This is a genomic window from Mesorhizobium sp. WSM4848 (assembly GCF_055811375.1).
Genome location: NZ_JBVVPX010000015.1, coordinates 117644 through 140770, shown reverse-complemented (window position 1 = coordinate 140770; position 23127 = coordinate 117644). Strand labels below are relative to the sequence as shown.

The 23127-nt window shown below is 62.5% G+C and carries 25 protein-coding genes and 1 tRNA gene; 15 read left to right on the top strand and 11 right to left on the bottom strand.

Annotated elements, in window-relative coordinates; all coding sequences use genetic code 11:
* Positions 1-155: 155 nt before the first annotated feature.
* A complete protein-coding gene (locus AC0L16_RS16305) occupies positions 156-1766 on the bottom strand; it encodes an alpha/beta hydrolase (protein WP_473621918.1) in 1611 nt (536 codons plus the stop codon).
* Positions 1767-1896: 130 nt separating this feature from the next.
* Positions 1897-2067: a hypothetical protein gene (locus tag AC0L16_RS16300; protein ID WP_473621917.1), complete on the bottom strand. Its 171-nt coding sequence runs from the start codon at positions 2065-2067 to the stop codon at positions 1897-1899.
* Between the two features lie 269 nt (positions 2068-2336).
* Here AC0L16_RS16300 and AC0L16_RS16295 point away from each other — a divergent pair, with 269 nt between their 5' ends.
* The gene (locus AC0L16_RS16295) at positions 2337-2918 is read left to right on the top strand and encodes an RES family NAD+ phosphorylase (protein WP_473621916.1); all 582 of its coding nucleotides are present in this window, start codon (positions 2337-2339) and stop codon (positions 2916-2918) included.
* Positions 2919-3089: 171 nt separating this feature from the next.
* Here the strand turns inward: AC0L16_RS16295 and AC0L16_RS16290 are convergent, their stop codons facing one another.
* Positions 3090-3974 (bottom strand): LysR family transcriptional regulator, encoded by an 885-nt coding sequence (locus AC0L16_RS16290; protein WP_473621914.1) that lies wholly within the window; start codon positions 3972-3974, stop codon positions 3090-3092.
* A gap of 105 nt (positions 3975-4079) precedes the next feature.
* Here AC0L16_RS16290 and AC0L16_RS16285 point away from each other — a divergent pair, with 105 nt between their 5' ends.
* Genes AC0L16_RS16285 through AC0L16_RS16260 form a run of 6 tightly spaced genes read left to right on the top strand, consistent with a single transcriptional unit; the run spans position 4080 to position 9968 of the window.
* Positions 4080-5069: a hydroxyacid dehydrogenase gene (locus tag AC0L16_RS16285; protein ID WP_473621913.1), complete on the top strand. Its 990-nt coding sequence runs from the start codon at positions 4080-4082 to the stop codon at positions 5067-5069.
* A 19-nt stretch (positions 5070-5088) separates the two neighbouring features.
* Positions 5089-5772 carry an RraA family protein gene (locus tag AC0L16_RS16280; protein WP_473621912.1) on the top strand — a complete coding sequence of 228 codons (684 nt, stop codon included), beginning with the start codon at positions 5089-5091 and terminating at the stop codon, positions 5770-5772.
* A gap of 54 nt (positions 5773-5826) precedes the next feature.
* Positions 5827-6783: a tripartite tricarboxylate transporter substrate binding protein gene (locus AC0L16_RS16275; RefSeq protein ID WP_473621911.1), complete on the top strand. Its 957-nt coding sequence runs from the start codon at positions 5827-5829 to the stop codon at positions 6781-6783.
* Entirely contained in the window at positions 6783-7241 is a 459-nt protein-coding gene (locus AC0L16_RS16270; RefSeq protein WP_473621910.1) for a tripartite tricarboxylate transporter TctB family protein, read from the top strand. Before AC0L16_RS16275 ends, AC0L16_RS16270 begins: the two co-directional genes overlap by 1 nt.
* A gap of 19 nt (positions 7242-7260) precedes the next feature.
* Positions 7261-8769 (top strand): tripartite tricarboxylate transporter permease, encoded by a 1509-nt coding sequence (locus AC0L16_RS16265; RefSeq protein WP_473621909.1) that lies wholly within the window; start codon positions 7261-7263, stop codon positions 8767-8769.
* 5 nt (positions 8770-8774) lie between these two features.
* The gene (locus AC0L16_RS16260; RefSeq protein ID WP_473621908.1) at positions 8775-9968 is read left to right on the top strand and encodes an alpha-hydroxy acid oxidase; all 1194 of its coding nucleotides are present in this window, start codon (positions 8775-8777) and stop codon (positions 9966-9968) included.
* Positions 9969-10073: 105 nt separating this feature from the next.
* Here AC0L16_RS16260 and AC0L16_RS16255 read toward each other — a convergent pair.
* A tRNA-Arg gene (locus AC0L16_RS16255) sits at positions 10074-10150 on the bottom strand.
* A gap of 150 nt (positions 10151-10300) precedes the next feature.
* On the opposite strand from AC0L16_RS16255, the gene AC0L16_RS16250 reads away from it, so the two are divergent.
* Both AC0L16_RS16250 and AC0L16_RS16245 read left to right on the top strand, forming a co-directional pair.
* Positions 10301-10600 (top strand): hypothetical protein, encoded by a 300-nt coding sequence (locus AC0L16_RS16250; RefSeq protein ID WP_473621907.1) that lies wholly within the window; start codon positions 10301-10303, stop codon positions 10598-10600.
* A 71-nt stretch (positions 10601-10671) separates the two neighbouring features.
* On the top strand, positions 10672-10812 hold the full coding sequence (locus tag AC0L16_RS16245; RefSeq protein ID WP_473621905.1) for a glycine zipper domain-containing protein: 141 nt from the start codon (positions 10672-10674) through the stop codon (positions 10810-10812).
* A 102-nt stretch (positions 10813-10914) separates the two neighbouring features.
* Here the strand turns inward: AC0L16_RS16245 and AC0L16_RS16240 are convergent, their stop codons facing one another.
* Positions 10915-12078, bottom strand: coding sequence for a M20 aminoacylase family protein (locus tag AC0L16_RS16240; protein WP_473621904.1), 1164 nt, complete (start codon positions 12076-12078; stop codon positions 10915-10917).
* Between the two features lie 305 nt (positions 12079-12383).
* Between AC0L16_RS16240 and AC0L16_RS16235 the strand changes: the two genes are divergently transcribed.
* Both AC0L16_RS16235 and AC0L16_RS16230 read left to right on the top strand, forming a co-directional pair.
* Positions 12384-13565: a D-alanyl-D-alanine carboxypeptidase family protein gene (locus AC0L16_RS16235; protein ID WP_473621903.1), complete on the top strand. Its 1182-nt coding sequence runs from the start codon at positions 12384-12386 to the stop codon at positions 13563-13565.
* Between the two features lie 4 nt (positions 13566-13569).
* Positions 13570-14679, top strand: coding sequence for a CobW family GTP-binding protein (locus AC0L16_RS16230; protein WP_473621902.1), 1110 nt, complete (start codon positions 13570-13572; stop codon positions 14677-14679).
* A 217-nt stretch (positions 14680-14896) separates the two neighbouring features.
* On the opposite strand, the gene AC0L16_RS16225 is transcribed toward AC0L16_RS16230, so the two are convergent.
* The 5 genes from AC0L16_RS16225 to AC0L16_RS16205 form a co-directional block, all read right to left on the bottom strand.
* Positions 14897-15172 carry a sulfurtransferase TusA family protein gene (locus tag AC0L16_RS16225; protein WP_473621900.1) on the bottom strand — a complete coding sequence of 92 codons (276 nt, stop codon included), beginning with the start codon at positions 15170-15172 and terminating at the stop codon, positions 14897-14899.
* Between the two features lie 5 nt (positions 15173-15177).
* A complete protein-coding gene (locus AC0L16_RS16220) occupies positions 15178-16506 on the bottom strand; it encodes a L,D-transpeptidase family protein (RefSeq protein WP_473621899.1) in 1329 nt (442 codons plus the stop codon).
* 196 nt (positions 16507-16702) lie between these two features.
* Positions 16703-17653 carry an acetyl-CoA carboxylase carboxyltransferase subunit alpha gene (locus AC0L16_RS16215; RefSeq protein WP_473621898.1) on the bottom strand — a complete coding sequence of 317 codons (951 nt, stop codon included), beginning with the start codon at positions 17651-17653 and terminating at the stop codon, positions 16703-16705.
* A gap of 99 nt (positions 17654-17752) precedes the next feature.
* Positions 17753-18670 (bottom strand): site-specific tyrosine recombinase XerD, encoded by a 918-nt coding sequence (locus tag AC0L16_RS16210; protein WP_473621897.1) that lies wholly within the window; start codon positions 18668-18670, stop codon positions 17753-17755.
* 5 nt (positions 18671-18675) lie between these two features.
* Complete coding sequence (locus AC0L16_RS16205) at positions 18676-18828, bottom strand: histidine kinase (protein ID WP_292552178.1); 153 nt, start codon at positions 18826-18828, stop codon at positions 18676-18678.
* Between the two features lie 275 nt (positions 18829-19103).
* Between AC0L16_RS16205 and AC0L16_RS16200 the strand changes: the two genes are divergently transcribed.
* The 4 genes from AC0L16_RS16200 (at position 19104) to AC0L16_RS16185 (ending at position 22669) form a co-directional block, all read left to right on the top strand.
* On the top strand, positions 19104-19709 hold the full coding sequence (locus AC0L16_RS16200; protein ID WP_473621896.1) for a shikimate kinase: 606 nt from the start codon (positions 19104-19106) through the stop codon (positions 19707-19709).
* Positions 19706-20890, top strand: a complete 1185-nt coding sequence (aroB, locus tag AC0L16_RS16195) for a 3-dehydroquinate synthase (RefSeq protein WP_473621895.1) — start codon at positions 19706-19708, stop codon at positions 20888-20890. Before AC0L16_RS16200 ends, aroB begins: the two co-directional genes overlap by 4 nt.
* A complete protein-coding gene (locus AC0L16_RS16190) occupies positions 20887-21780 on the top strand; it encodes an HlyC/CorC family transporter (RefSeq protein WP_473621894.1) in 894 nt (297 codons plus the stop codon). Before aroB ends, AC0L16_RS16190 begins: the two co-directional genes overlap by 4 nt.
* Before the next feature lie 85 nt (positions 21781-21865).
* Positions 21866-22669 (top strand): alpha/beta hydrolase, encoded by an 804-nt coding sequence (locus AC0L16_RS16185; RefSeq protein ID WP_473621893.1) that lies wholly within the window; start codon positions 21866-21868, stop codon positions 22667-22669.
* 129 nt (positions 22670-22798) lie between these two features.
* On the opposite strand, the gene AC0L16_RS16180 is transcribed toward AC0L16_RS16185, so the two are convergent.
* Positions 22799-23101, bottom strand: coding sequence for a BolA family protein (locus tag AC0L16_RS16180; RefSeq protein ID WP_077372975.1), 303 nt, complete (start codon positions 23099-23101; stop codon positions 22799-22801).
* Positions 23102-23127 lie beyond the last annotated feature (26 nt).

Sequence of the window (23127 nt, the reverse complement as noted above, 5' to 3'; positions counted from 1 at the left end):
TACATTCAACGACCTACCAAACCAGAAAATCTTCAATTTCGTCTTATCCACAGCCGAATCGGCGAAGACGGGCTAAACGCATCCAGTGCCGCGTCGGCCCTCCCGAAGGCCGCTCGCGATCGTGATGCAGCTCGGCGGTGCTGCTGCCAGGAGAACTAGTGTTTTTGGGCGATGCTGAAAAAGCGATGCCTGAACCGGAACGGCGACCTCATCTGCTTTGGCGACCTTATCGCCGCAGCCCGCTGCGTTACTGGCCCTCGCCACTGCTCCTCCGCCGCGGCGGTGAACTGCGGAGCCTGCATCCGCCCAATGCACCCGGTCTTCAGCTTGCGTCTGGGGTTCGCCAGGAAATCGGCGACAACCTCCGATCCGCAAGGGTCGGAATCGATCACATCGTGCCCAATCCCGCGAAGCACGACCACCTGCCCAAAAGGAAGGCTTTTGGCCGCACGATATGCCCAGTGAGTTGGTGTTGCCGGATCATACTCTCCCGACAACAGCAGGGTCGGGATATCCAAGCGGCGGGGACGCTTTTGCGAAACCGTCATTCCCTGAGGAAACCAAAGCGGGCAAACCCAGGTATAGTCGGCCTCTCCGATCCACTTCGTCCAGTATTCGAGGTGCTTGTCAGGCAGCCCGGATCGGTTGGTCTCAGAGCAAGTGACCGAAAAATCCATGCCTTGGGCAATCTCGGTATCGTCACCTTCAAAGATCATATCCGCAAGCGGTCTGAAATCGTTTTCGTATGTTTTCTCGACCAGCTTTGGAAGATCTTCGATAGCGTAACGATCATAAAGCAGCCCGAATATAAGCTCAAGAAAATCCGCGCCGGAGACATATCTGTACTGAACGGGAGCGTTTTCTCTGTCATCGCTCCGCAAAAGCACCGGCTGTTTGTCCAGCTGCTTTACGATCGCTCGCACCGCGTCTCCCAGTCCGCGCATGCAATTTTTCGATTTTTGGCAATCTCTTTCCAGCAGTCGCAAAGAACGATCCAGATTTTTCCCATCTTCTTTGAGGTAGTCGATATCAAGGGGAAGAACGGAATCCAGAATGCTCGCTGAGATGCCCTCTGGATGCTCGTTCATCACTTCCAGGGCAACTCTTGTGCCGTAAGAGACGCCGGAGAGCACCCACTTCTTTATGCCAAGAGCCTTCCGAACGTCGTTGACGTCTGCCGCATTTTCGGTGGTGTTGTAGGCGAAGAGATCAATGCCCTTTGCTATCAGCGCGCTTCGGCACGCGACCACCTCATCTCTCATGAGCTTGTCAAAGCTGATCTCAGCATCGACGCTTAGCGAAATGGAGTTCCAATGATCGGCCTTGAAGTATCGCGAACAGCTGAGCCTGGGAATTGACTTTCCTATTCCTCGTTGGTCGACCACGACCACTCGGCGCCCGATTATCCAATTTTGATCACTTATGAACTGCCACCATGCCTCGATGTCTTCCCTGTCGCCAATATCGGTGGGCTGGCCAGGCCCGCCCGTGAGAAACACAATGGGCTCATGCCGCTCGCGGTCGGGTTCGAAGACCACAACCGATAGGGTGATTTCAGTCCCGGAAGCTTTTTTGCGGTTTTCAGGGACATTGAGCGTCCCGCAGGTCATTCCACGGTCGCGCGGAATCTCGAACCAGCAATTCGTTTTCTTGAACTCTCCTGCATGGATATCCCCGCTCCACGCGCAAAAGAGAAATACAGCTGACGCGAGCTTAAGGAGTACTCGAACCAGATTGTTGAACATACGCCGGAAAGAAGTGTGCATGTTGCCCTCCATCATGCAGCAGGCCCTGAGGCATTCTCTCGGCACCGCTGAGCTTGGACGCGGTTCGTAGCTGGCGTCGCGGCACCCGGCGGGATGAGTGCGGTCAGTGTGGCAAGTGCAATAATGACTCCTATTTGTGCTCCTCGACGAAAGCCTTGCAGGGGAGTGACAACTGCTCGATCTTGCTTTCAAGATCGCATTTGCCGATCGGCATCATTGGGCAGAGGCGTTGGTAGTCACGCCTGCATTGCTTGCCCCAGAAATCTTTGAAAGCTTTTGCCTCGGCGATCGTCGGGTTCAACAGTATTCCCGAGCAGGCTAACGCCAAGCCTAACCACAGATGCTTCCCCATAACGCTCCCCACCGGTTGCTCCCAATATACGGGGCACAGGGTACTCCCCACGCAATAGAATGATCGTGGTTTCCCGGCCCACCGAATAGCTATCAATTATGAGTGCCTTCGATGGGCTGCGCATGACCCATTTGAGTACAGGGTCATAGGCGACGATGGCGTCCGGGCAGTTGTCACCGTTGGCCTACTCCTGAGCGTCCAGGAGCGTCGCATTCGGGTTGGCGCATGCTGACGAGATCGTCGGCGGGCACGCGGACTGCTTCGATGCCGTACCTGCCGCCGAAGAGCGGGAAGATATAGATGTTGGCGACGCCTTCGCGATTCTGGCGGCATGTGCCTGGTCACGGCTACGCTGGAACGCCGTTGCATGCGCCGCCTATGAGTCAGTGTTCCACGACATCGACCTTGCAGCGACCTTCAAGTCGGTCCCGCTGACCAAGGTCGAGGAACTCGCTGGCTCGCGCATCGAGATCGACCGGAACTTGAAGCTAGCCCGCCTCTTCGAGCCAGATCTCAACAAGTGGGGCATCACCCGCCAGTCATTGATCGACACCCCGCCATCCTCCTACCCATCAACAAGAGCTTGGGCACAAGCTATCCACGACGCCGATTCGACACTCGACGGTATGATCTGGACATCGCGGCGTTTCGACGAAGAAAAATGCCTGATCCTGTTTGGCACCCGCGTCGACGAATCCGCGATTGACGTCCTGGGTTCCGAGGATTTCGCGAATACGCCAGACCTGCTCGACCGCCTGGTCGAACTCGGCCGGCTCTCGCGCATCGTGCTGACCCTGTGACGGACTAGCTGTTAGCTCTGCGCCGCGGCGGACTTTTTCGGCCACCGCCTCGTCGGCATCGTCGCGATCGCCGCCGAGGTTATCAAGACAGATCTGGCTTCAGCGAAAGTTCAATGTGCAAATTGAGGTCGAGACCTGCGGGTGCCGATATCAGACGGCGCTTGCCTGGCGTCAGGAGCCGGGGACGCCGTATTCGCCGCTGACCTCGGCCAGATGCTGGTGCAACTCGCGAATGAGGCTCGCGCGAGGGCTCTTCGGGCGCTGCAGAAGCCCGATCTGGCGGAAGACCGGCGGATCGCCGAACGGTATCGCCAGGACATCGGCGCGCAGGTCCAGTATCGCTATCCGCGGCACGACCGACACTCCCAATCCGCTGGCAACGCAGGCCGTGATCGCCGAGATCGTATCCATCTCGGCAATATCGTTTACCACGATGCTCATGCGTCCAAGTTCACCCTCGATCAAGGCCGCGAGCGGAACGTTGCTGCGAAAACGGATGTAGGGTTGCGACTCCAGAACTTCCCCGACCGGCGCCAGCGGTATGCCGGGCGGCGCGATGAGATAAAGCGGCTCACGGATGAAGGGCAGCCAACGCAGCTCCCGTGCCGAGACACTGTTCTCGGCGATCATCGCGGCGTCGAGGCGGCCGCTCGCGACATCCTGCGCCAGCGCCTCGGACAGCCCCACGCGCAGCTTGATCTTCAAATCTGGATGATCCGCCGACAGACGTGATACAGCCTGTGGCAACAGGCCGATGGCGCTCGTCCGTACAGATCCGATGGCGAATGTGCCGATGATCCGGCGGCCGGAAATTGCGTCAATGGCGTTTTCAGCGACGCGGACCAACTCGGCTGCCGCTTCGACCATCTGATGCCCGGCTACGGTCAGCGCGGGCGGGCGGCTCTCGCGGTTGAACAGCGAAACGCCCACTTCGTGTTCAAGGGCCTGGATCTGCTGGCTGACCGCTGAAGGGGTCAGCGCCACCATGTTCGCGGCCTTGGCGAAACTGCCGGTTTCCGCAATGGCGAGCAGGGTTCGGAGCTGGCGTGTGTCCATTTATGCAGACTTTCTTACTCTAGTATCCAGAATTATCCGCTTTCATTCAGATTTACAAATGTTATGACGCAGCAAAGGTCTGACATCGTCAGAAAGTGGAGGAGAATGAGCAAGACTATCCTGATCACCGGGCCGAGCCTGGCGGCCGAAGCCGAGGCCGTGCTGAAGAGTGCCGGCTACACGCCCGTATACGTGCCGCCCTACACTGAAGGCCTGGGCCTGGTGAAGATGGTTGCCGAGGCCCGTCCGGTCGGAATCGTGGTGCGGATGGGTCGCGTGGATGAGGCCGTATTCGCCGCTGCGCCGCAATTGCGGGTGATCTCCAAGCATGGAGTCGGCGTTGACAATATTGACGTCGAGGCCGCTACCGCGCGCAATATTCCGATCGTCGTAGCCGCCGGTGCCAATGCGGTATCGGTCGCCGAACACGCCATGGCGCTGCTGTTCGCGGTTGCCAAGAAGATCGTGCTGCTCGATCGTGGCCTGCGCGCTGGCCGATGGGAAAAGCCGGGGTTTCAGGGCCGCGAGTTGGCCGGCTCGACGATGGGGCTGGTGGCCTTTGGCGCGATCGCCCGGCAGGCGGCGATCTATGCGAAGGCTTTCGGCATGGAGGTCGTCGCCTACGATCCCTTCCGCCCGGCCGAGGTTTTTGCGGCAGCCGGTGTGGCCCGGATCGAGAGCCTCGAGATGCTTCTATCCCGCTGCGACGTCGTCAGCCTGCATTCTCCGCTCACGCCGGAGACGCACAATCTGATCAATGCGGAGCGGCTCGCGATGATGAAGCCGAACGCGATCCTGATCAACACCGCCCGGGGCGGATTGGTCGACGAATGGGCGCTTGTCGCGGCCCTGGCGGAAGGCCGTATCGCCGGCGCCGGGCTGGACACCTTCGCCCAGGAGCCGCCGGCCGCTGAACATCCGTTCTGGTCCGAACCCCGCCTGGTGGTGACCCCGCACATCGGAGGTGTGACGGAGGCGGCGAACGCCCGGGTCGGCGTGGAGGCCGCGCAGGCCATCGTCGACGTTCTCGCTGGCCGGGACATTCCGAACCACCGCATTGTCAATTGCCCAAACCCGCCGACGCCGCGCCCGTAGCAAGCTGAGGAACCATCCCATGTCCATCGGATTCCGCATCCTGCGCCGCGAAAGGACGATCTCCAGCGAACTCGTCAGGCGTTTCGCGACACTCCCGGTTGCCAATGTCGGTGACAGCATGCACCGGATGACCGCCGGCGGCACCCGTCTCAGGAAAATGCACCGGGAGGGCGCGCTCGCGGGCGCAGCGCTGACCGTCAGGACGCGGCCGGGCGACAACCTGATGCTTCACAAGGCGATCGATCTGGCCGTCCCCGGCGATGTAATCGTCGTCGACGCCGGCGGCGACCTGACGAATTCGCTGATCGGCGAACTGATGCTGGCCCATGCGGTCAAGCGGGGCGTGGCCGGGTTCGTCCTCAACGGAGCCATTCGCGACGCCGATGCTTTCCTGTCGAGGAACCTGCCTGTCTATGCGGCCGGCGTCACGCATCGTGGGCCCTACAAGGACGGGCCGGGCGAGATCAACGTGGCGATCGCCATCGACGGCATGGTCATTGCGCCGGGCGACCTGATCCTCGGCGACAGCGACGGCGTCCTGTCGGTACCGGTCGACGTCGCCGAGGAGGTTTACGCCCGCACAGTCGCTAAGCAGGAAGCTGAGGCCCGGCAAATGGCGGCGATCGAGGCCGGCACGAACGACCGGAGCTGGGTCGACGCGGCGCTTCGGCGCCTGGGCTGCGAGATGCCCGAAGGAATCTGATCGAAGGACTGGTCCACCCAGCATGGGGCTGGGCGGCTTTGGAGGAGAAAGACGATGACCTTGATGAGAACGGCGGCCTTTGCCGCCACTCTTTTGACTGCCGGCGCGGACGTCGCACTGGCCGATTGGCCGACCGACAGGCCGATCCAGATGATCGTTGCCTTCGCCCCGGGCGGCAGCACCGATGTCATGGCGCGTGCCATAGAACCCTTCCTGGAGAAGGAACTGGGCGCGGACATCGTCATCGAAAATCGGCCAGGCGCTTCCGGCGAGATCGCCTACACGGCGTTGGCGAAGGCAAAACCTGACGGCTACACGTTCTCCTACATCAATACACCTGGTTTCCTGTCGATGCAGGTGCAGCGCAAGCTCGGCTACGATCCACAGAGCATCAAGCCAATCGCCCACATCGTCGACGATCCAAGTGCGGTCGTCCTCGCCGCGGGTTCTCCGATCAAGACGCTCAAGGACTACGTCGAGGCGGCGAAAGCAAAGCCTGGCGAGATGTCCTTCGCCTCGTCGGGCATCGGCACCGACGACCACCTTGCGATCATCCTGCTAGGGTCGGCCGCCGGCTCGACATTCACGCACATTCCCTTCAATGGCGCGGGAGAGACCCGGACAGCCATTCTCGGCTCCCAGGTATCCGCCGGCGGGCTGAACATCAGCGAGTTTGCCGGAAACGATACTTCCGGCCTGCGCATGATTGCGCATTTCGGGGCTGAACGGTCCCCGCAGCTTCCCGATGTGCCCACCGCCAAGGAGCAGGGTTTCGAGGTCGAGATGACTTCGGAGCGAGGCGTGGCCGCGCCGCGCGACGTCCCCGACGACATCACGCAGAAATTCTCCGACGCGATCAAGCGTGTCGTCGACAACCCTGAATTCCAGAAACAGGCCAAGCGGTTGGCGCTTCAGCTGGCCTATCTGCCCGGTCCGGAATGGGAGAAGCAGATGCCGGCGCGCCTCGAGCGGTTCCGGAATATTTGGGCTGAAACTCCCTGGGTGCAGTGATGTCGAAATCCCTTGAGGTCAAGCGGGACTATCCCGACATCCTGGCGGGAGCGCTGATGATCGGATTGGGAGCGCTTGGCCTTTGGGCCGGGCGCGACCTTCAATTCGGAACCCCGGCCATGATGGGGCCGGGGTTTCTCCCCGATGTCATCTGCGCGCTCCTGGTCGCAATCGGTCTTTTCGTTGTGGCCAAGGCCTTTGGCAAATCCTTCGAGCCGATCGCCGCGACGAACCTCAAGCCATTGGCGATTCTGATCGTCGCCATCGCCGGCTTCGCCTTTCTGGCCGAGAGGTGGGGATTTGTCGTGTCCACGATCTGGCTGCTAATCGTCGGAAGCATGGCCGATCAGGAATCCCGCTGGCGAGAGATCATCGCCTCGACGGTACTGCTGACGATCTTTGGCGCGCTCGTGTTCATCTACGGCCTCGGCGTGCAGATGCCGATCCTGCCGTTCTGACAAGGTTTGGGAGGAACCGATGGCCTTTGTCGACGTGTTGATGCTGGGCTTCTCCGAAGCTCTTACACCCATGAACATGCTGTTCTGCTTCATCGGCGCGCTGCTGGGCACGCTGATCGGCGTTCTGCCGGGCATCGGCCCGACGGCGACGGTGGCAATCCTGCTGCCCGTGACGTTTTTCCTGCCGCCGCTGGGCGCCCTGATCATGCTCGCAGGCATTTTCTACGGGGCGCAATATGGCGGCTCGACTACCGCCATCCTGGTCAATCTACCCGGAGAAGCCTCGGCGGTCGTCACCGCGATCGACGGGCACCAGATGGCGCGCAAAGGGCGCGCGGGAGCAGCTCTGGCCATTGCCGCACTCGGGTCCTTCTTCGCCGGCACCGTGGCTACGCTCGGACTTGCCGTCGCCGGCCCCACATTGTCGTCCTTCGCGCTGTCGTTTGGTCCGGCGGAGTATGTCGGACTCTGCGTGTTCGGACTTCTGGCTGCGACCATCCTGGCACACGGTTCCGTCATCAAGGCAATCGGCATGGTCTGCCTGGGCCTTGTGCTCGGCATGGTCGGGATCGACGTGAACAGCGGCTCGACCCGCCTGACTTTCGGCTCGACCGAACTCTATGACGGCATCGAATTCGTCGTCATTGCCGTCGGCTTGTTCGGTGTAGCCGAGATCGCCGGCAATCTGGAATTCAAGGAGGCGCGCGGCGTCCTGCAGAGCACGATCGGTCGGCTATGGCCGACCGCGCAGGAGTTCAGGGAAAGCTGGGCGGCGGTGCTGCGCGGCACGGCGGTCGGGACCGTGCTGGGCGTCCTCCCAGGCGGTGGTGCGACGCTCAGCGCCTTCAGTGCCTATTCCGTCGAGAAGAAGCTGTCCCGTAACCCGGAGAAGTTCGGACACGGCGCCATAGCTGGCGTGGCCGGACCGGAGTCGGCAAACAACGCCGGCGCCCAATCGTCCTTCATCCCGCTGCTGACGCTTGGAATCCCTTCCAACTCGATTATGGCGATGATGCTCGGGGCCATGACCATCCACGGCATCACGCCCGGACCGTCGGTGATCCAGAATCAGCCTGAATTGTTCTGGGGCCTCGTCGCGTCGATGTGGCTTGGAAACGCCATGCTGGTCATCATCAACCTGCCGCTGATCGGCGTCTGGGTGCGGCTCCTGAAGGTTCCCTACCGACTCCTCTATCCGGCGATCCTGCTGTTTTGCTGTATCGGCGTCTATAGCGTCAGCAATCGTGGCTTTGACGTCGCGCTGGTCATCCTGTTCGGTATCCTCGGATTTGTCCTGCGCAAGGCAAAATGCGAGGCGGGACCGTTGCTGCTGGGCTTCGTCCTGGGGCCGTTGCTGGAAACGAACCTCAGGCGGGCACTGCTGCTGTCCCAGGGCGACCCGCTCGTGTTCCTCGAACGTCCGATCAGCGCGGTCCTGTTTGCGATCACCGGGGTGATGCTGCTGACCCTGATCGTGCCGTCGATCCGGCAGGGCCGCAAGCAGGCCTTCGAAGCCACCGAGGACTAGCGCGGATGCTTCATCATTCGGCCTGGACCGATCGACGATTGCGAAGCGTTCTATCGCTCGACGACTTCGAGCGATTGGCCAGCCGGCATCTCCCGAAGCCGCTGTATGGATACATCGCCGGAGCGAGTGAGACCAATGCTTCGCTCCGGCACAACGCCGAATCCTTTCAGCGCTATGTATTCAATCCCCGCGTGTTGCGTGACGTTTCCGGCCGCAGCTGTGCGACGACCCTGTTCGGCGAGTCCTATTCCGCGCCGTTCGGAATCGCCCCGATGGGAATCAGTGCGCTGATGGCTTATCGCGGCGATCTCGTGCTGGCTGCCGCTGCCCGCGACGCCGGGGTACCGATGATCATGAGCGGCTCCTCCCTCATCAAGTTGGAAGAGATCGCGGAAATCGCGCCGCGGGCCTGGTTCCAGGCGTATCTGCCGGGCGAGCCGGATCGCATCGACGCGCTTGTCGATCGCGTGATCGCGGCAGGGTTCAAGACATTGCTGCTGACGGTTGACACGGCGACGCTCGCCAATCGCGAAAACAATATCCGGGCCGGCTTCTCCACGCCGTTGCGTCCAAGCATCCGGCTTTTCTGGGACGGCGTCTCGCACCCGTCATGGACGATCGGCACGTTCCTGAGGACCATCGTGAAGCACGGGATCCCGCATTTCGAGAACTCCTATGCCACACGCGGCGCGCCGATCATTTCGCCGTCGGTCGCACGGGATTTTGGAAGACGTGACCATCTGAACTGGAGCCATCTGGATCGCATCAGGGCGCGGTTTTCCGGAAAACTCGTCGTCAAAGGTATCCTCCATCCCGACGATGCCGAGCGCGCCGTGAAGACGGGCACCGATGGCATCATCGTCTCCAATCACGGCGGCCGCCAGCTCGACGGGGCGGTGTCGCCGTTGCAGGCGTTGCCCGACATCGTGGATCGCGTCGGCGACCGAACCGTCGTCATGCTGGATGGCGGCATTCGCCGCGGCACCGACATCGTCAAGGCGCTCGCGTTGGGCGCCAAGTTCACCTTCGTCGGGCGGCCCTTCCTCTACGCCGCTGCCATTGGCGGATACGCCGGAGTCCTGAAAGCCGCGGCAATTCTCTCATCCGAGCTTCACCGCAACATGGCACTCCTTGGTGTCAACGCAGTCGGAGAGATCACACAGGACCTGTTGCGAAGCAACTTTGCGATACCGAAATGAATGGAGCCAGCCCAGGTTCTCAGCAACTTGGTTACAGGCGGGGATCCGGATGTCGAAACGGGGAGTCAAGATGACGACTCGGAGGTTCGCATCTCTATTGCCGATTGGTGATCCCGACAGGAATCGAACCTGTGACCTACAGATTAGGAATCTGCCGCTCTATCCTACTGAGCTACGGGACCACGCGGCCCGACACATAAACGCTTCGAATCGTTTCGCCAAGAGGCAAGCTTGACCCAATCGGCCGGTTGCGTGTGGGACCGCAAAGATGAGCCGGAAACAGCGGAACTTCGGACCACCGCCGCGCTTTAGTGTGCCGAAGGAGATGCCGCATGAGTGCTACGAAAGAGTTCTTTGAAACCTGGCTGCAGGAGAACGTCGGTAACCTGCCCGCGGAAAGCGAGGTGAGCGTGGCCGTCCTGGTTCAGCAATTCGAGCAGGATGCCGACGCGGCCGGCTATGGTCACGAGGTGCGCGAGGACGAGATCGGCGACATCGAGGAGGCCATTGAGAAAGCCCTGGACAGAGCCAGGACAGGAGAACAGCCGCAAGCCGCCGATCCGGTCGAAGAGAGTGATCTGGCGCCGGTCATGGAGGCGCTGAAGGTCGATGACCCGAAAAGCGGGCCGTAGCGATCCAGGCAACATCGGTTGGTAGCCGACCAGCGGTTGCGGCTCTCCCCTTCCACACTACATGACCCGGCATGATAGATGCCAAACCACTCGGCGTTGTGATCGGCGTGGCTATCGGCGTCGCGTTGGACAATATTATTGCTGGTATCGGAATCGGTATTGCCCTGGGCATTGCCTTGGGCCTTGCGCGGAAGCGGTCCGGTCGCAAGTGACGATCGGAGCATCGCCACGTGCCGGGCCAGACCGCCATGTCGCCATCCCAAATCGCAGCGCACGCCTCGGATCAAGCCGCAGGCGGTTTTATGGGCGATGCATCAGGCGGCCAGCGCCGTCTCCGCGAGCTTCACCCAATAGCTCATGCCGTGCGGGATGACCTCGTCGTTAAAGTCGTAGGCAGGGTTGTGGAGACCGGCGGTGTCGCCATTGCCGATGAAGATGAAGGCGCCCGGCCGCGCTTCCAGCATGTAGGAAAAATCCTCGCCGCCCATCACCGGCTGGATGGCGCGGTGCACCTGTGCCTCGCCGGCGATGTCAGCGGCGACATCGCTGGCAAAGACCGTCTCTTCCGGATGGTTGAAGGTGACGGGATAATTGGCCTTGTAATCGACCTCGATCGTTGCGCCGAAGGCCGCGCCCACGCCCTCGCAGATGGCGCGCAGGCGCTGCTCCGCCTTGCTGGCGACCTCCTTTTTCAGCGTGCGCACGGTGCCCGCGATCTCGGCGCTCTCGGGAATGACATTGTAGGCGTCCCCGGCGTGGAATTTCGTCACCGACACCACGACAGCCTCGACCGGATCGGTGCTGCGCGAGGCGATCGTCTGCAGCGCGCCGACAAGCTGGCTGGTGATGACGATCGGGTCGATCGTGCCGTGCGGCATCGCCGCATGCCCGCCTCGGCCCTTGACGGTGATGGTGAATTCGGCGGTCGCCGCCATGATCGGGCCCGGCTTGATGGCGAATTGCCCGACCGGCAGGCCCGGCATGTTGTGCATGCCGAACACCTTGGAGATGCCGAAGCGCTCCATCATGCCGTCCTTGACCATCTCATTGCCGCCACCGCCGCCTTCTTCGGCCGGCTGGAAGATCACTGCGACGGAACCGGCGAAATTGCGCGTCTCGGCAAGATATTTGGCGGCACCGAGCAGCATCGCGGTGTGGCCGTCATGGCCGCAGGCGTGCATCTTGCCTGGGACGGTGGAGGCGTAGGGTTTTCCGGTGATTTCGCTGAGCGGCAGCGCGTCCATGTCGGCGCGCAGGCCAATGCTGGTGCCATCGCCGAGGCGGCCGCGAATGATGCCGACGACGCCGGTCTTGCCGAGGCCGGTCACCACGTCGTCGCAACCGAAGGCTTTCAGCTTCTCGGTGACGAAGGCGGCGGTCTCGAAGACGTCGAAATTCAGCTCTGGCGTCTGGTGCAGATGGCGGCGCCAGCCGGCGACCTCGTCGTGCATTTCGGCGGCGCGGTTGAGGATCGGCATGATGTTCCATCTCGCTGTTGGAGCAGACCGGCGCTGCCTGCTGCTTGGCAATTGTGCCTGCTGTCTTAGATTTGTCATTCAGGCACTTTGCCATCTTGACGTCACATAGGCTAAATAGCACCGCAAGATAGTGATCCGGATAGAGGGACCGGGTCACCATGCTGGCGATCGCGTAACAAATCTTACGGAGCCAGAGGCGACGGCGGCAAGAGGCGATTTCGGATTCCACCATGCGGTACAGGCATTTCCTCAAACTAAAGCGCGTCGCGTTTGACCGGGCGACGCGCTTTGGCGTTGTTGTTTTTATGCATGTTATCGCAAAACCGCTGCGCAGTTTTGCGCGACAGGCATTGCTGGCGGGCGCCGTGGCGCTTCCGGCGCTGGCCGGTCCGGCTCTCGCCAATCCGACGATCGTGTTCGACCTGGAGAATGGCAAGATCCTCCAGCACCAGGATGCTTTCAAGCGCTGGTATCCTGCCTCGCTGACCAAGCTGATGACCGCCTATGTGACGTTCCGCGCGATCGCCGCGGGCGAGGTCGGGCTCGATTCGCCGATCAAGGTCACGAAACGTTCCGCCAGCGAGCCGCCGAGCAAGATGGGCTTCAAGCCGGGCTCGGTCATGCGGCTCGATAACGCGCTGAAGATGATGCTGGTCAAGTCGGCCAACGATGTCGCCATGGCCGTCGGCGAGAACATCGGCGGTTCGCAGGCCGCTTTCGCCGAACGCATGAACACCGAGGCGCGCCGGCTCGGCATGACCGGAACGCATTTCGTCAACCCGAACGGGCTGTTTTCGCCGGACCAGTATACGACGGCGCGCGACCTCGGCTTGCTGGTGATGGCGATCCGCACGGAATTTCCGCAATATGCCCCATTGTTCTCGATCGAGGGCCTGGCCGTCGGCAAGAAGCAGATCCCGAACTACAATCTCCTGATCGGACGCTATCCCGGCGCCGATGGCATGAAGACCGGTTTCGTCTGTCCCTCGGGCTTCAACATGATCGGCTCGGCAACACGCGACGGACGCACGCTGGTGGCGGTGGTGCTTGGCGAGAAGTCGGCCGTCACCCGGGCCGAGACCGTCGCCAGGCTGCTCGACCACGGCTTTGCCACGCCGACACCGGGCTGGCTGACGGTAACGGCGCTGCCTTCCTATGGCGACACCACATCGGTCAACAACCTGAATGACGAGATTTGCAGGAAGAAGCCGGCTAAGGAGCAGTCAGAAGCTGTCGCCGTCGGCGATAAGAATGCGCCAAAATCTCCCTATCGAAAAAAACTCGATCACGCGCCGACATTGGTCGCAGTCGGCCTTGGCGGCGCCACCGGGCCAATACCGAAAGCCATGCTCGATGCATCGGGCCAGGAATATGCCGACGTGCCGCTGCCGAGCTGGCGGCCCGACCTGCCGCCGCCGCCCGGCGCCGAGCCGGCAGTGATCGGTTCCGCCACTGCGGCCCAGGAGCCCGCCAAGGCCGTGAACTAGCCTGATGAGCAGCGGCTTTCCCATCGCCGTCTCGGTGCTGACCGGTTTTCTCGGCGCCGGCAAGACGACTCTGCTCAACCGGCTGCTCAGGGATCCGGCGCTCGCCGACACCGCGGTCATCATCAACGAGTTCGGCGAGGTGGCGATCGACCATCTCCTGGTCGAACAGGCCTCCGACGGCATCATCCAGCTTTCCGACGGCTGTCTCTGCTGCACGGTGCGCGGCGAACTGGTCGACACGCTGGCCGATCTCGTCGACCGGCTGCAGACCGGCCGCATCGCCCGGCTTGCCCGCGTCGTCATCGAAACCACCGGCCTCGCCGATCCGGCGCCGGTGCTGCAGTCGATCATGGCCCATCCGGCGCTGGTCGAGGCCTTCCGGCTCGACGGCGTCATCACACTGGTCGACGCGGTCAACGGCGATGCGACGCTCGACGCCCATGTCGAGGCGGTGAAGCAGGCGGCGGTCGCCGACCGCATCGTGCTGACGAAAGCCGATCTGGCCACCGATCCGCGCGACGTCGAGGCCTTGCGGGCGCGGCTGCGGCAGATCAATCCGGGTGCCGAGCTGCTCGATGCCGGTGACAGAAGGACCGATGTAGCGGCGCTGTTCGATTGCGGCCTCTACAACCCAGCCACCAAGTCCGCCGACGTGCGGCGCTGGCTGGGCGAGGAAGCCGCCCATGATCACCACCACCACCATAGTGACCATGACCACGGCGACCATGATCACGACCATCGACACGATTCCCGCGTGCGCTCCTACTCGCTCGTTCATGACGGGCCGGTGCCGTTTTCGGCGATCGAGATGTTCCTCGACCTGTTGCGATCAGCACATGGCGAGCGCATGCTGCGCATGAAGGGCGTCATCGAATTGCTGGAAGACCCGTCGCGGCCACTGGTCGTCCACGGCGTCCAGAAGATCCTGCATCCGCCGGCGCGGCTGCCGTCCTGGCCGGACGGCCAACGCGGCACAAGGCTGGTGCTGATCACGCTCGACATGCCGGAAGATTACGTCCGCCGGCTGTTTGCCGCTTTCACCAACCGGCCGTCGATCGACACACCGGACCGCGCAGCGCTGGAAAACAACCCGCTGGCGATTGCTGGGCGGTAGGCTTCTCGTCTTGCAGACGTAGCGCTGCCCCTCACCTGCCTGCCGGCATCCTCTCCCCGTATAGTGACGGGGAGAGGGGGCGCCCTCATCGACGCTTTCGCCAATCAGCAACATTGCAGAAAGAGCGCCAAGGTTGCGGCCAGCTTCTTCCTCCCCGTTTACGGGGAGAAATGTCCGGCAGGACAATGAGGGGCAGCGCAGCAGAGCGGAATTGCTCTCAGCCGCCGCCGCGTTCGACGAGGAAGCGATGGCCGCCTGGGATCGCTGCCGTTTCGATCAATCGATGGCCGCTCTCGGCGCAGAAGGCGGGAATGTCGATGACGGCGAGGGGGTCAGTGGTTTCGAGCCATAGCCGGCTGCCCGGCCGCATTGTGGCCAACCGCTTTTTTGCCTTGAGCACGGGCAACGGGCAATTCAGGCCTTTGAGGTCGTAAACGGCGGCAGGGCTGGTTGAGGGCCTGTCTTGCTGGCCCCCATCTCCTTGTTCAGGCATGAAGCTCAGCCGCCGAACATGCCGAGCAGCTTCTTCTTCAGCCTTGTCGTCCTGCTTTCACCGGCATTCGCCGCCTGCGTTGCGGCCGGGGCGGCATCGGGGAACGACGCGATTGTCGCGGTAGCGACAGGCGCTTCGGCAGCGGCCCTGGCCTCCTCCTCTTCGGCCAGCGAATTAATCCTGGCCGTTTTCTTTTCGGCCAGAGCCTGAGCCTTGGCCGCCGCTTTCTCGGCCTTGGCCGCTTCTATCGCGGCAAGCCTTTGCTCCTCGGCCTTCTGCTTGGCGGCCTTCTCGGCGTCGAGCGCGGCCATCTTGCGGCCCGCCGGCGAATCGATGCGGCCCATGCGCGCCGTCTCGGTCACCGAGCCGTCAGCGTTGAACGACGGCGGCTCGATCGGCACGCGTTCGCCACGGGCGCGCCTCTTCGACCACTCGGAAACGATGCTGGCTTCCTTGATCCCGCCGATGGTCGGCTTCGGCGCCGGCACGCTGGCCTTGACCGCGCCGTTGAAAGCCGCCTCGTAGGTGCTCTGGTAGGCATTGAAGGCGCTCTTCAGCGAATCCGGCTGCGTCGTCGCGGGGCAGGCGCCGGTCGGATCGAAGGTCTCGCCGTCAGGCGCGACCTGGTTGAAGACATAGCGCTTCTCGCAGACATCGACCTTCGGCGGCACTTTCGTGATCTCGAAATTGTCGTAGCCGACCTTCAGCATCTTCCAGAATTCGTAGTTCGGGTCTTTGCGATAGCGCGCCATGTTGGCGGCGGTCATGCGGAACGGAAAGGCCTGGATCTGGAACTCGGTCTGCCCGCCCTGGAAAGCGTCGCGGCCGAAGGCGTAGATCTGCTCGATCTGCGCGTCGGTCATCGAATAACAGCCCGACGACGAGCAGGCGCCATGGACCATCAGATGCGAACCGGTGCGGCCATTGGCGCGGTCGTAGACGTTGGGGTAGCCGATGTTGAAGGCAAGGTGGTAGCTCGACCGCGGATTCATCTGCGCCGGACGGACCGTATAGAAGCCTTCCGGCGCCTGGCGGTCGCCTTCGGTGTATTTGGGACCCAGCTTGCCCGACCATTTGCAGATGTCGTAGCTGGCGACCAAGTCATAGCGGCCGTTGGTCTTGGCCTTCCAGATTTCGAGCTTGCCCTCTTCCTTGAAGATGCGGGCCATCACCGGCGAGGTGCGGGTCATGCCCTTGGCCTTCATGCTGGCCAGGACCTTGTCGGGCAGCGGCTTGTTGGCGTGGGGGGCAAAATCTTTCATCGAAGAATCATTGCAGCCGGCGACGCCTATCGCGGCAATCACAAGTGCGGTGCGGGCAAGCTTGGCAAACATGGCTTCGTCTTTTCTTTCGGACCGCAGGCATCAGCGCGTCGGGCCCAACCGTAAGCCCGTTAACCTTGAAAATTCCTTACCGCAAGCGCCGGGCCTTCCGGCAATCCGATTGAAACGAGTCCAGCGGCATTTTTGTGGCGGAAAGTGTTCAATCTCGCCACATTTGCTACGCTGACCTTCGGTTCGGGATCATCGTCTAGAGGTTTCGGCCCATGGAAAGGTATTTCTCGCGGCGCTGCTCACGAAAATCGGTGTTGGCGCCGGAGAATTCCTTCATTGTTTTGGCGATGAGATCGCCGGTGGCGGCAATCACCGTTTCCGGGCCACGATGGGCGCCGCCGAGCGGTTCGGGAACGATGGCGTCGATGATCTTCAGCTCCAGCAGATCCTGGGCGGTGATCTTCATGTTGGTCGCCGCATCCTTCGAGCGGGTGGTGTCGCGCCACAGGATCGAGGCGGCGCCCTCCGGCGAGATCACCGAATAGATGGCGTGTTCGAGCATGTAGACGCGGTTGGCGGTGGCGATCGCGATGGCACCGCCCGAGCCGCCTTCGCCGATGACCACCGAGATCGACGGCACCTTCAGGCGAAGGCAGGCCGAGGTCGAGCGGGCGATGGCTTCCGCCTGGCCGCGCTCCTCGGCATTGACGCCGGGATAGGCGCCAGCCGTGTCGACCAGCGTCAGCAACGGGATATTGAAGCGGTCTGCGAGTTCCATCAGCCGCACCGCCTTGCGATAGCCCTCCGGCCGCACCGAGCCGAAATTATGCTTCAGCCGGCTGGCCGTGTCCGAACCCTTTTCCTGGCCGATGATCGCCACCGGCTCGCCGCGGAAGCGGGCGAAACCCCCGACGATCGCCTGGTCCTCGCCGAAATTGCGGTCGCCGGCAAGCGGCGTGAAATCGTTGAACAGGCCCTTGATGTAGTCGACGCAATGCGGTCTGTCCGGATGGCGCGCCACCTGCACCTTCTGCCACGGGGTCAGCGCCCTATAAGTGTCGCGCAATGCGTCGCGCACGCGTTTCTCGAGACGGCTGATCTCATCGCCGACATCGACCGCCTCGCCATTCTCGGCGAGCTTCTTCAGTTCGACAATCTTGCCTTCGAGATCGGCGACCGGCTTTTCGAAATCGAGGTAATTGTACATTGTTGAGCGGACCGATAAGCCGGGAGGCAATGACTGACGGAACCTGGGAAACAGAGGCTCCGGGCGGTGGAACGTCGTCCTCACATAGCGATATGACGTCTAGTCGGCAAGCGGATGATGATCGTTGACCAGCCGCACCAGCCGCTCCTCCAGCACGTGCGTGTAAATCTGCGTCGTTGAAATATCGGCATGGCCAAGCAACTGCTGCACGGCCCTGAGATCGGCACCGTTCTGTAGCAGATGGCTGGCGAAAGCATGGCGCAGCACATGCGGCGATATTTTCGCCGAGGCGATGCCGGCCCGCGCGGCAAGGCCCTTCAGGTCGCGGGCGAAGACCTGCCTGGAGAGATAGCCGCTGTCGCTTGCCGCCGGAAACAGGAACGGGCTATCCGCCAAAGCCGGCACCGTTGCCCGGGCAGCGAGCCAGGCCCGCATCGCCACGCGCGCCTTTGCCGACAGCGGCACCATGCGTTCCTTGTCACCCTTGCCGCGCACCATGAAGAAACGATCGTCGCGCAGCGCCACCGTCACCGGCAGGCCGACCAGTTCGGAAACCCGCAGACCGGTGGCGTAGAGCACCTCGACCAGCGCATGCAGACGCAGCGCCGCCAGGCCGTCGCCGTCGTTCAGCGAGGCGTCAGCTGCCTCCTGCGCCGCACGGTCGATCAGCCGGCCGGTGTCGGCCTCGCTCATCGTCTTCGGCAGCGGCCGGCCCTTCTTCGGACTGTCCAGGGTTCCGGTCGGGTCGTCGCCGCGCAGACCCTCGGCGTAGAGGAACTTGAAGAACTGGCGCATCGCCGACAGCTTGCGTGCCTGCGAGGTGGCGGCAAAACCGCGTGCGGCTATCTCGTCGAGATAGGAGCGGATATCGGCGGCGGCGGCACCAGCGAGCCCGCCGTCGATCTCGGCTGACGCGTCTTCGAGGTCGCGGCGATAGCTGGAAAGCGTGTTTTCGGCAGCGCCGCGCTCGGCGCTCATCATTTCCAGAAAGGCTTCGATGCGGGCCGCGCCGTTCATGTTTCTCAGTTTTTCTTGGGTATGAGCTTTTCGGCAGGGATGCGCACGCTCATTTCGGCCTTTCTTGGCTCGACGAACATCGCCAGGGCGAACATCGCACCATAGACAATGCCGGCCAGAATCGTGAGCGTCACGACAAAGCGGAACAGTGTCGGCATCAATTTTCGCCCGTCTGCTTGTTCTGCGTTTCCAAACCCTGTGCCCTTATGAGACGCCAATCCGGCCAATTCAAGGGCGAAGCTCGGACGACGCGCGGCGGCGCCACGCTTGACGCAATCAGGCTTTTGATGTCGATACGCCGGCAAAGAGGGTCTAAAGCAGGCATTCGTGGGCTGGCCCACGAATGCCTGCCTGGATTCTTTGGCTTGTCGCAGGTTCTGTCGCAAAACCGTGGGACAACTTTTGCGGACCTGCTTAGAAACATCATGGTGTCATGAACGCGTTACCAGCCAATCCTCCCGATGAGAGCCATGCCGCGCTGCTCGGCCGGCTGGGCAGCCGTTCCATCGTCTTTGTCGGCCTTATGGGCGCCGGCAAGACGGCGATCGGCCGCAAGGTAGCGGGGATGCTGGGACTGCCTTTCATGGACAGTGATCAGGAAATCGAAAGCGTGTCGCGGATGAGCGTCCCGGAACTGTTCGAACGCTATGGCGAGCCCGAGTTCCGGGCGCTGGAGCAGCGCGTCATCCTGCGCATATTGGAACACGGCCCGCAGGTGCTGTCGACGGGCGGCGGCGCCTTCATGAGCGCGCAGACGCGGGAGGCCATTGCCGGCCATGGCGTGTCGGTATGGCTGAAGGCCGAGATCGACCTGTTGATGGACCGCGTTTCCAAGAAGCAGAACCGGCCGCTGCTGAAAAGCGCCGATCCCCGTGCCGTGATCGAGCGGTTGATGGCCGAGCGCTATCCGGTCTACGCAAACGCCGATGTTACCGTGCCGACCCGCGACGATCGCAAGGAGGTCATCGCCGCCGAGGTGGTGAACGCTCTTTGCGGGTATTTCGGCGTGGCAGCCGCGACAGGCGAGGTGCGCTCGTGAGCAGCAATGCGACCGTCACTGTCGAAGTCGGGCTCGGCGATCGCGCCTATGACATATTGATCGGCTCCGGCCTGCTGTTGCGCGCCGGCAGCGAGATTTCGCGCCGCCTGCCCGGCACGCGCGCCGCCGTGGTCACCGACGTCAACGTCGCCGCCGCCCACCTCGAGACGTTAAAAGCCGGCCTCGAAAAGGGCGGCTCCCAGCCTGCGGTTATCACTTTGCCGGCGGGAGAAAAGACCAAGAGTTTCGCGCATCTCGAAGAGGTGGTGGACGGCGTGCTGGCAGCCAGGCTTGAGCGCGGCGATGTCGTCATCGCGCTCGGCGGCGGTGTCATCGGCGATCTGGCTGGCTTTGCCGCCGGCATCGTGCGCCGCGGCATGAATTTCGTGCAGATCCCGACGTCGCTGCTGGCGCAGGTCGACTCTTCCGTCGGCGGCAAGACCGGCATCAACAGTGCGCGCGGCAAGAACCTCGTCGGCGTCTTCCATCAGCCGAAACTGGTGCTGGCCGACACCGAAGTGCTCGACACGCTGCCGATCCGGGAATTCCGGGCGGGTTACGCCGAACTCGCCAAGTACGGGCTCATCGATCGCCCCGACTTCTTCGCGTGGCTGGAGGAAAACTGGGGCAAAGTGTTCGCCGGCGGCCCGCAGCGGACCGAGGCGATCGCCGAAGCCTGCCGCGCCAAGGCAGATGTCGTCGGCCGCGACGAGTTCGAGACCGGCGACCGCGCGCTGCTCAATCTCGGCCACACGTTCGGCCACGCGCTCGAGGCCGCCACCCAATATGACAGCGCCCGTCTCGTCCACGGCGAGGGCGTCGCCATCGGCATGGCGCTGGCTTATCGCTTTTCGTCACGCCTCAACCTGGCAAGTCCCGACGATGCGGCGCGCGTCGAGGCGCATCTTGGCGCCGTTGGCCTGCCTTGGCGCATGGCCGATATTCCGGGTGAACTGCCTGATGCAGAAGCGCTGCTTGCCTTCATCACCCAGGACAAGAAGGTGTCGCGCGGCGCGCTGACCTTCATCCTGACGCGCGGCATCGGCCAAGCCTTCATCGCCAAGGATGTGCCGGCGTCGGAAGTGCTGTCGTTTCTGAGGGAGAACCATCCGGGTCAGCCGAAAGGCAGCCCGGGTCAGCAGAGAGGCCGGCCGGGTCAGCCGAAAGGCCGACCGGGATGAACGAGGCCGGCTGGATCGTCGCTGGCGTCCTTGCCGGGCTCGGCCTGCTCGCCTTTGCCTTTCGCGCGCGCCTGCTCGCCGCCTTCGGCTATCAACTGCAGCGCATCGAGCCGCAGCATTCGAACCATGATGAATCGCGCGGCGCCGTCGACGATTTTCGTCGCGACGGCCAGGTGGTGCGCGAGGATCGCGCCCGCATCGGCCGCCTGTCCGACCTCGATGAACTGGAAGTGTCCGATGTCATGGTCCACCGCACCAACATGCGGTCGGTCAATGCCGACAATCCGCCGGAGGCGGTGGTGCGCGAGATCCTGCAGAGCCCGCATACCCGCATGCCCTTGTGGAAGGGCTCGCTCGACAACATCGTCGGCGTGCTGCACGCCAAGGACCTGCTGCGCGCGTTGAACGATGTCGGCAACGACTTTTCCAAGATCGACGTGATGAAGATCGCTTCAAAGCCGTGGTTCGTGCCCGATACCACGACGCTGCAGGAACAGCTCAACGCCTTCCTGCGGCGCAAGGCGCATTTCGCTATCGTCGTCGACGAGTATGGCGAGGTCGAAGGGCTGGTGACGCTGGAGGACATCATCGAGGAGATCGTCGGCGAGATCGCCGACGAGCACGATATCGACATGCAGGGCGTCAAGCAGGAAGCCGACGGCTCCGTCGTCGTCGATGGCACCGTGTCGATCCGCGACCTGAACCGAGCGCTCGACTGGGACCTGCCGGACGAAGAAGCCACCACCATTGCCGGTCTCGTCATCCACGAGACGAAATTGATCCCCGACGAGAAGCAGGCTTTCACCTTTCACGGCAAGCGCTTCGTCGTCATGAAGCGCGACAAGAACCGGATTGCAAGGCTGAGGATCAGGCCGGCCGGCGAGATTTAGTTCTGATAGGTTCTTTCGCGGCTAATCAATCCTGGACGCTCGCCGCGCCGGCGTGCACTTTCGACTGGGTTGTCTGGAGGTGACGGTGATCGATCGGCGAACCCTGCTTTTGATGTCGATGGCTTTGTTGACGGACCGCGCCTCGGCGGCATCGCGGCGGCTTTCGCCCTCTCCGCAAACCGTCGACTACGGACCGGCCAGGCTCGACATCTACGCGCGCGCTGGCGAAAACTCCCTGCCTGTGATCGTTTTCATTCATGGTGGTGCCTGGCGAGCCGGCAATCGCGCCAACGTCGACGTCAAGCCGGACTTCCTGCTCGACAATGGCTTCTGCTTCGTCTCGATCGACTACCGGATGCTGCCTGAGGCTGATGTCGCCAGCCAGGCCAACGATGTCGAGCAGGCCTATCGCTACGTGCGCGCCAACATCGCCGGATACGGCGGCGATCCGAAGCGGATAGCGGTGATGGGCCATTCGGCCGGCAGCCAGCTCGCCGCACTGACCGGGCTGCGCGGCGGTCTGCCCGGCGTCGCGGCGCTGGTTCTGAACGATACCAGGGCCTATGATCTGGAGGCGCTTGCGAGAAGCGGCGGCATGACACGGGCCTATGCAAAGGCATTTCCCGACCCGGCGCAGTGGCGCGCGCTGTCGCCTGCCACCCATGTCGGGAGCCGCAAACATCCGCCGACCTTCATCGCCTATTCGCGCGCAACGGGTCGTGCGGCAGCCTCACGGGCCTTCGCCGAGCGCCTGCAGGCGACCGGAACGGAGGTGACACTGTTCGACGGCAGCGCCTATTCGCACATGTCGATCAATCGCAATTTCGGCGACGAAGGCGACGCCCTGACCGGTGCGGTGATGATTTTCCTGAAGGCAGCGCTCGGATAGAGCGGTTCATCGTTTCACGGAAACGCCGAACCGCTCTATCTCTTTGTTTTTGCGCAATTCCCCAGGGCAAGCGCTACGCGCTTTTCCCGGGAAAACCGTTTCACACTTTTCCTGGAATTGCTCTAATGGCTACCATCTGGTCTTTTCGTCCGGCGCGGCCGGCTCGATCGCCAGCGCATGGACACCAGCCTTCAATTCGTCGGCCAGCAATGCGTTGACCGCACGGTGGCGCTCGATGCGGCTCATACCGGCGAAGGCCGATGAGACGATGCGGACGCGGAAATGCGTCTCACCGGTGCCGTCATAGGTGCCGTGATGGTCGGAGTCCTGATGGTGATGGCCGGCATGGAGATGGCTTTCGTTGATGATGACCAGCCGCTCCGGCGAGAACGCCTTCTTCAACTTGCCTTCCATCGTCGACTGTATGGACATTCTTACTTCCCTTCACCACATAGGGT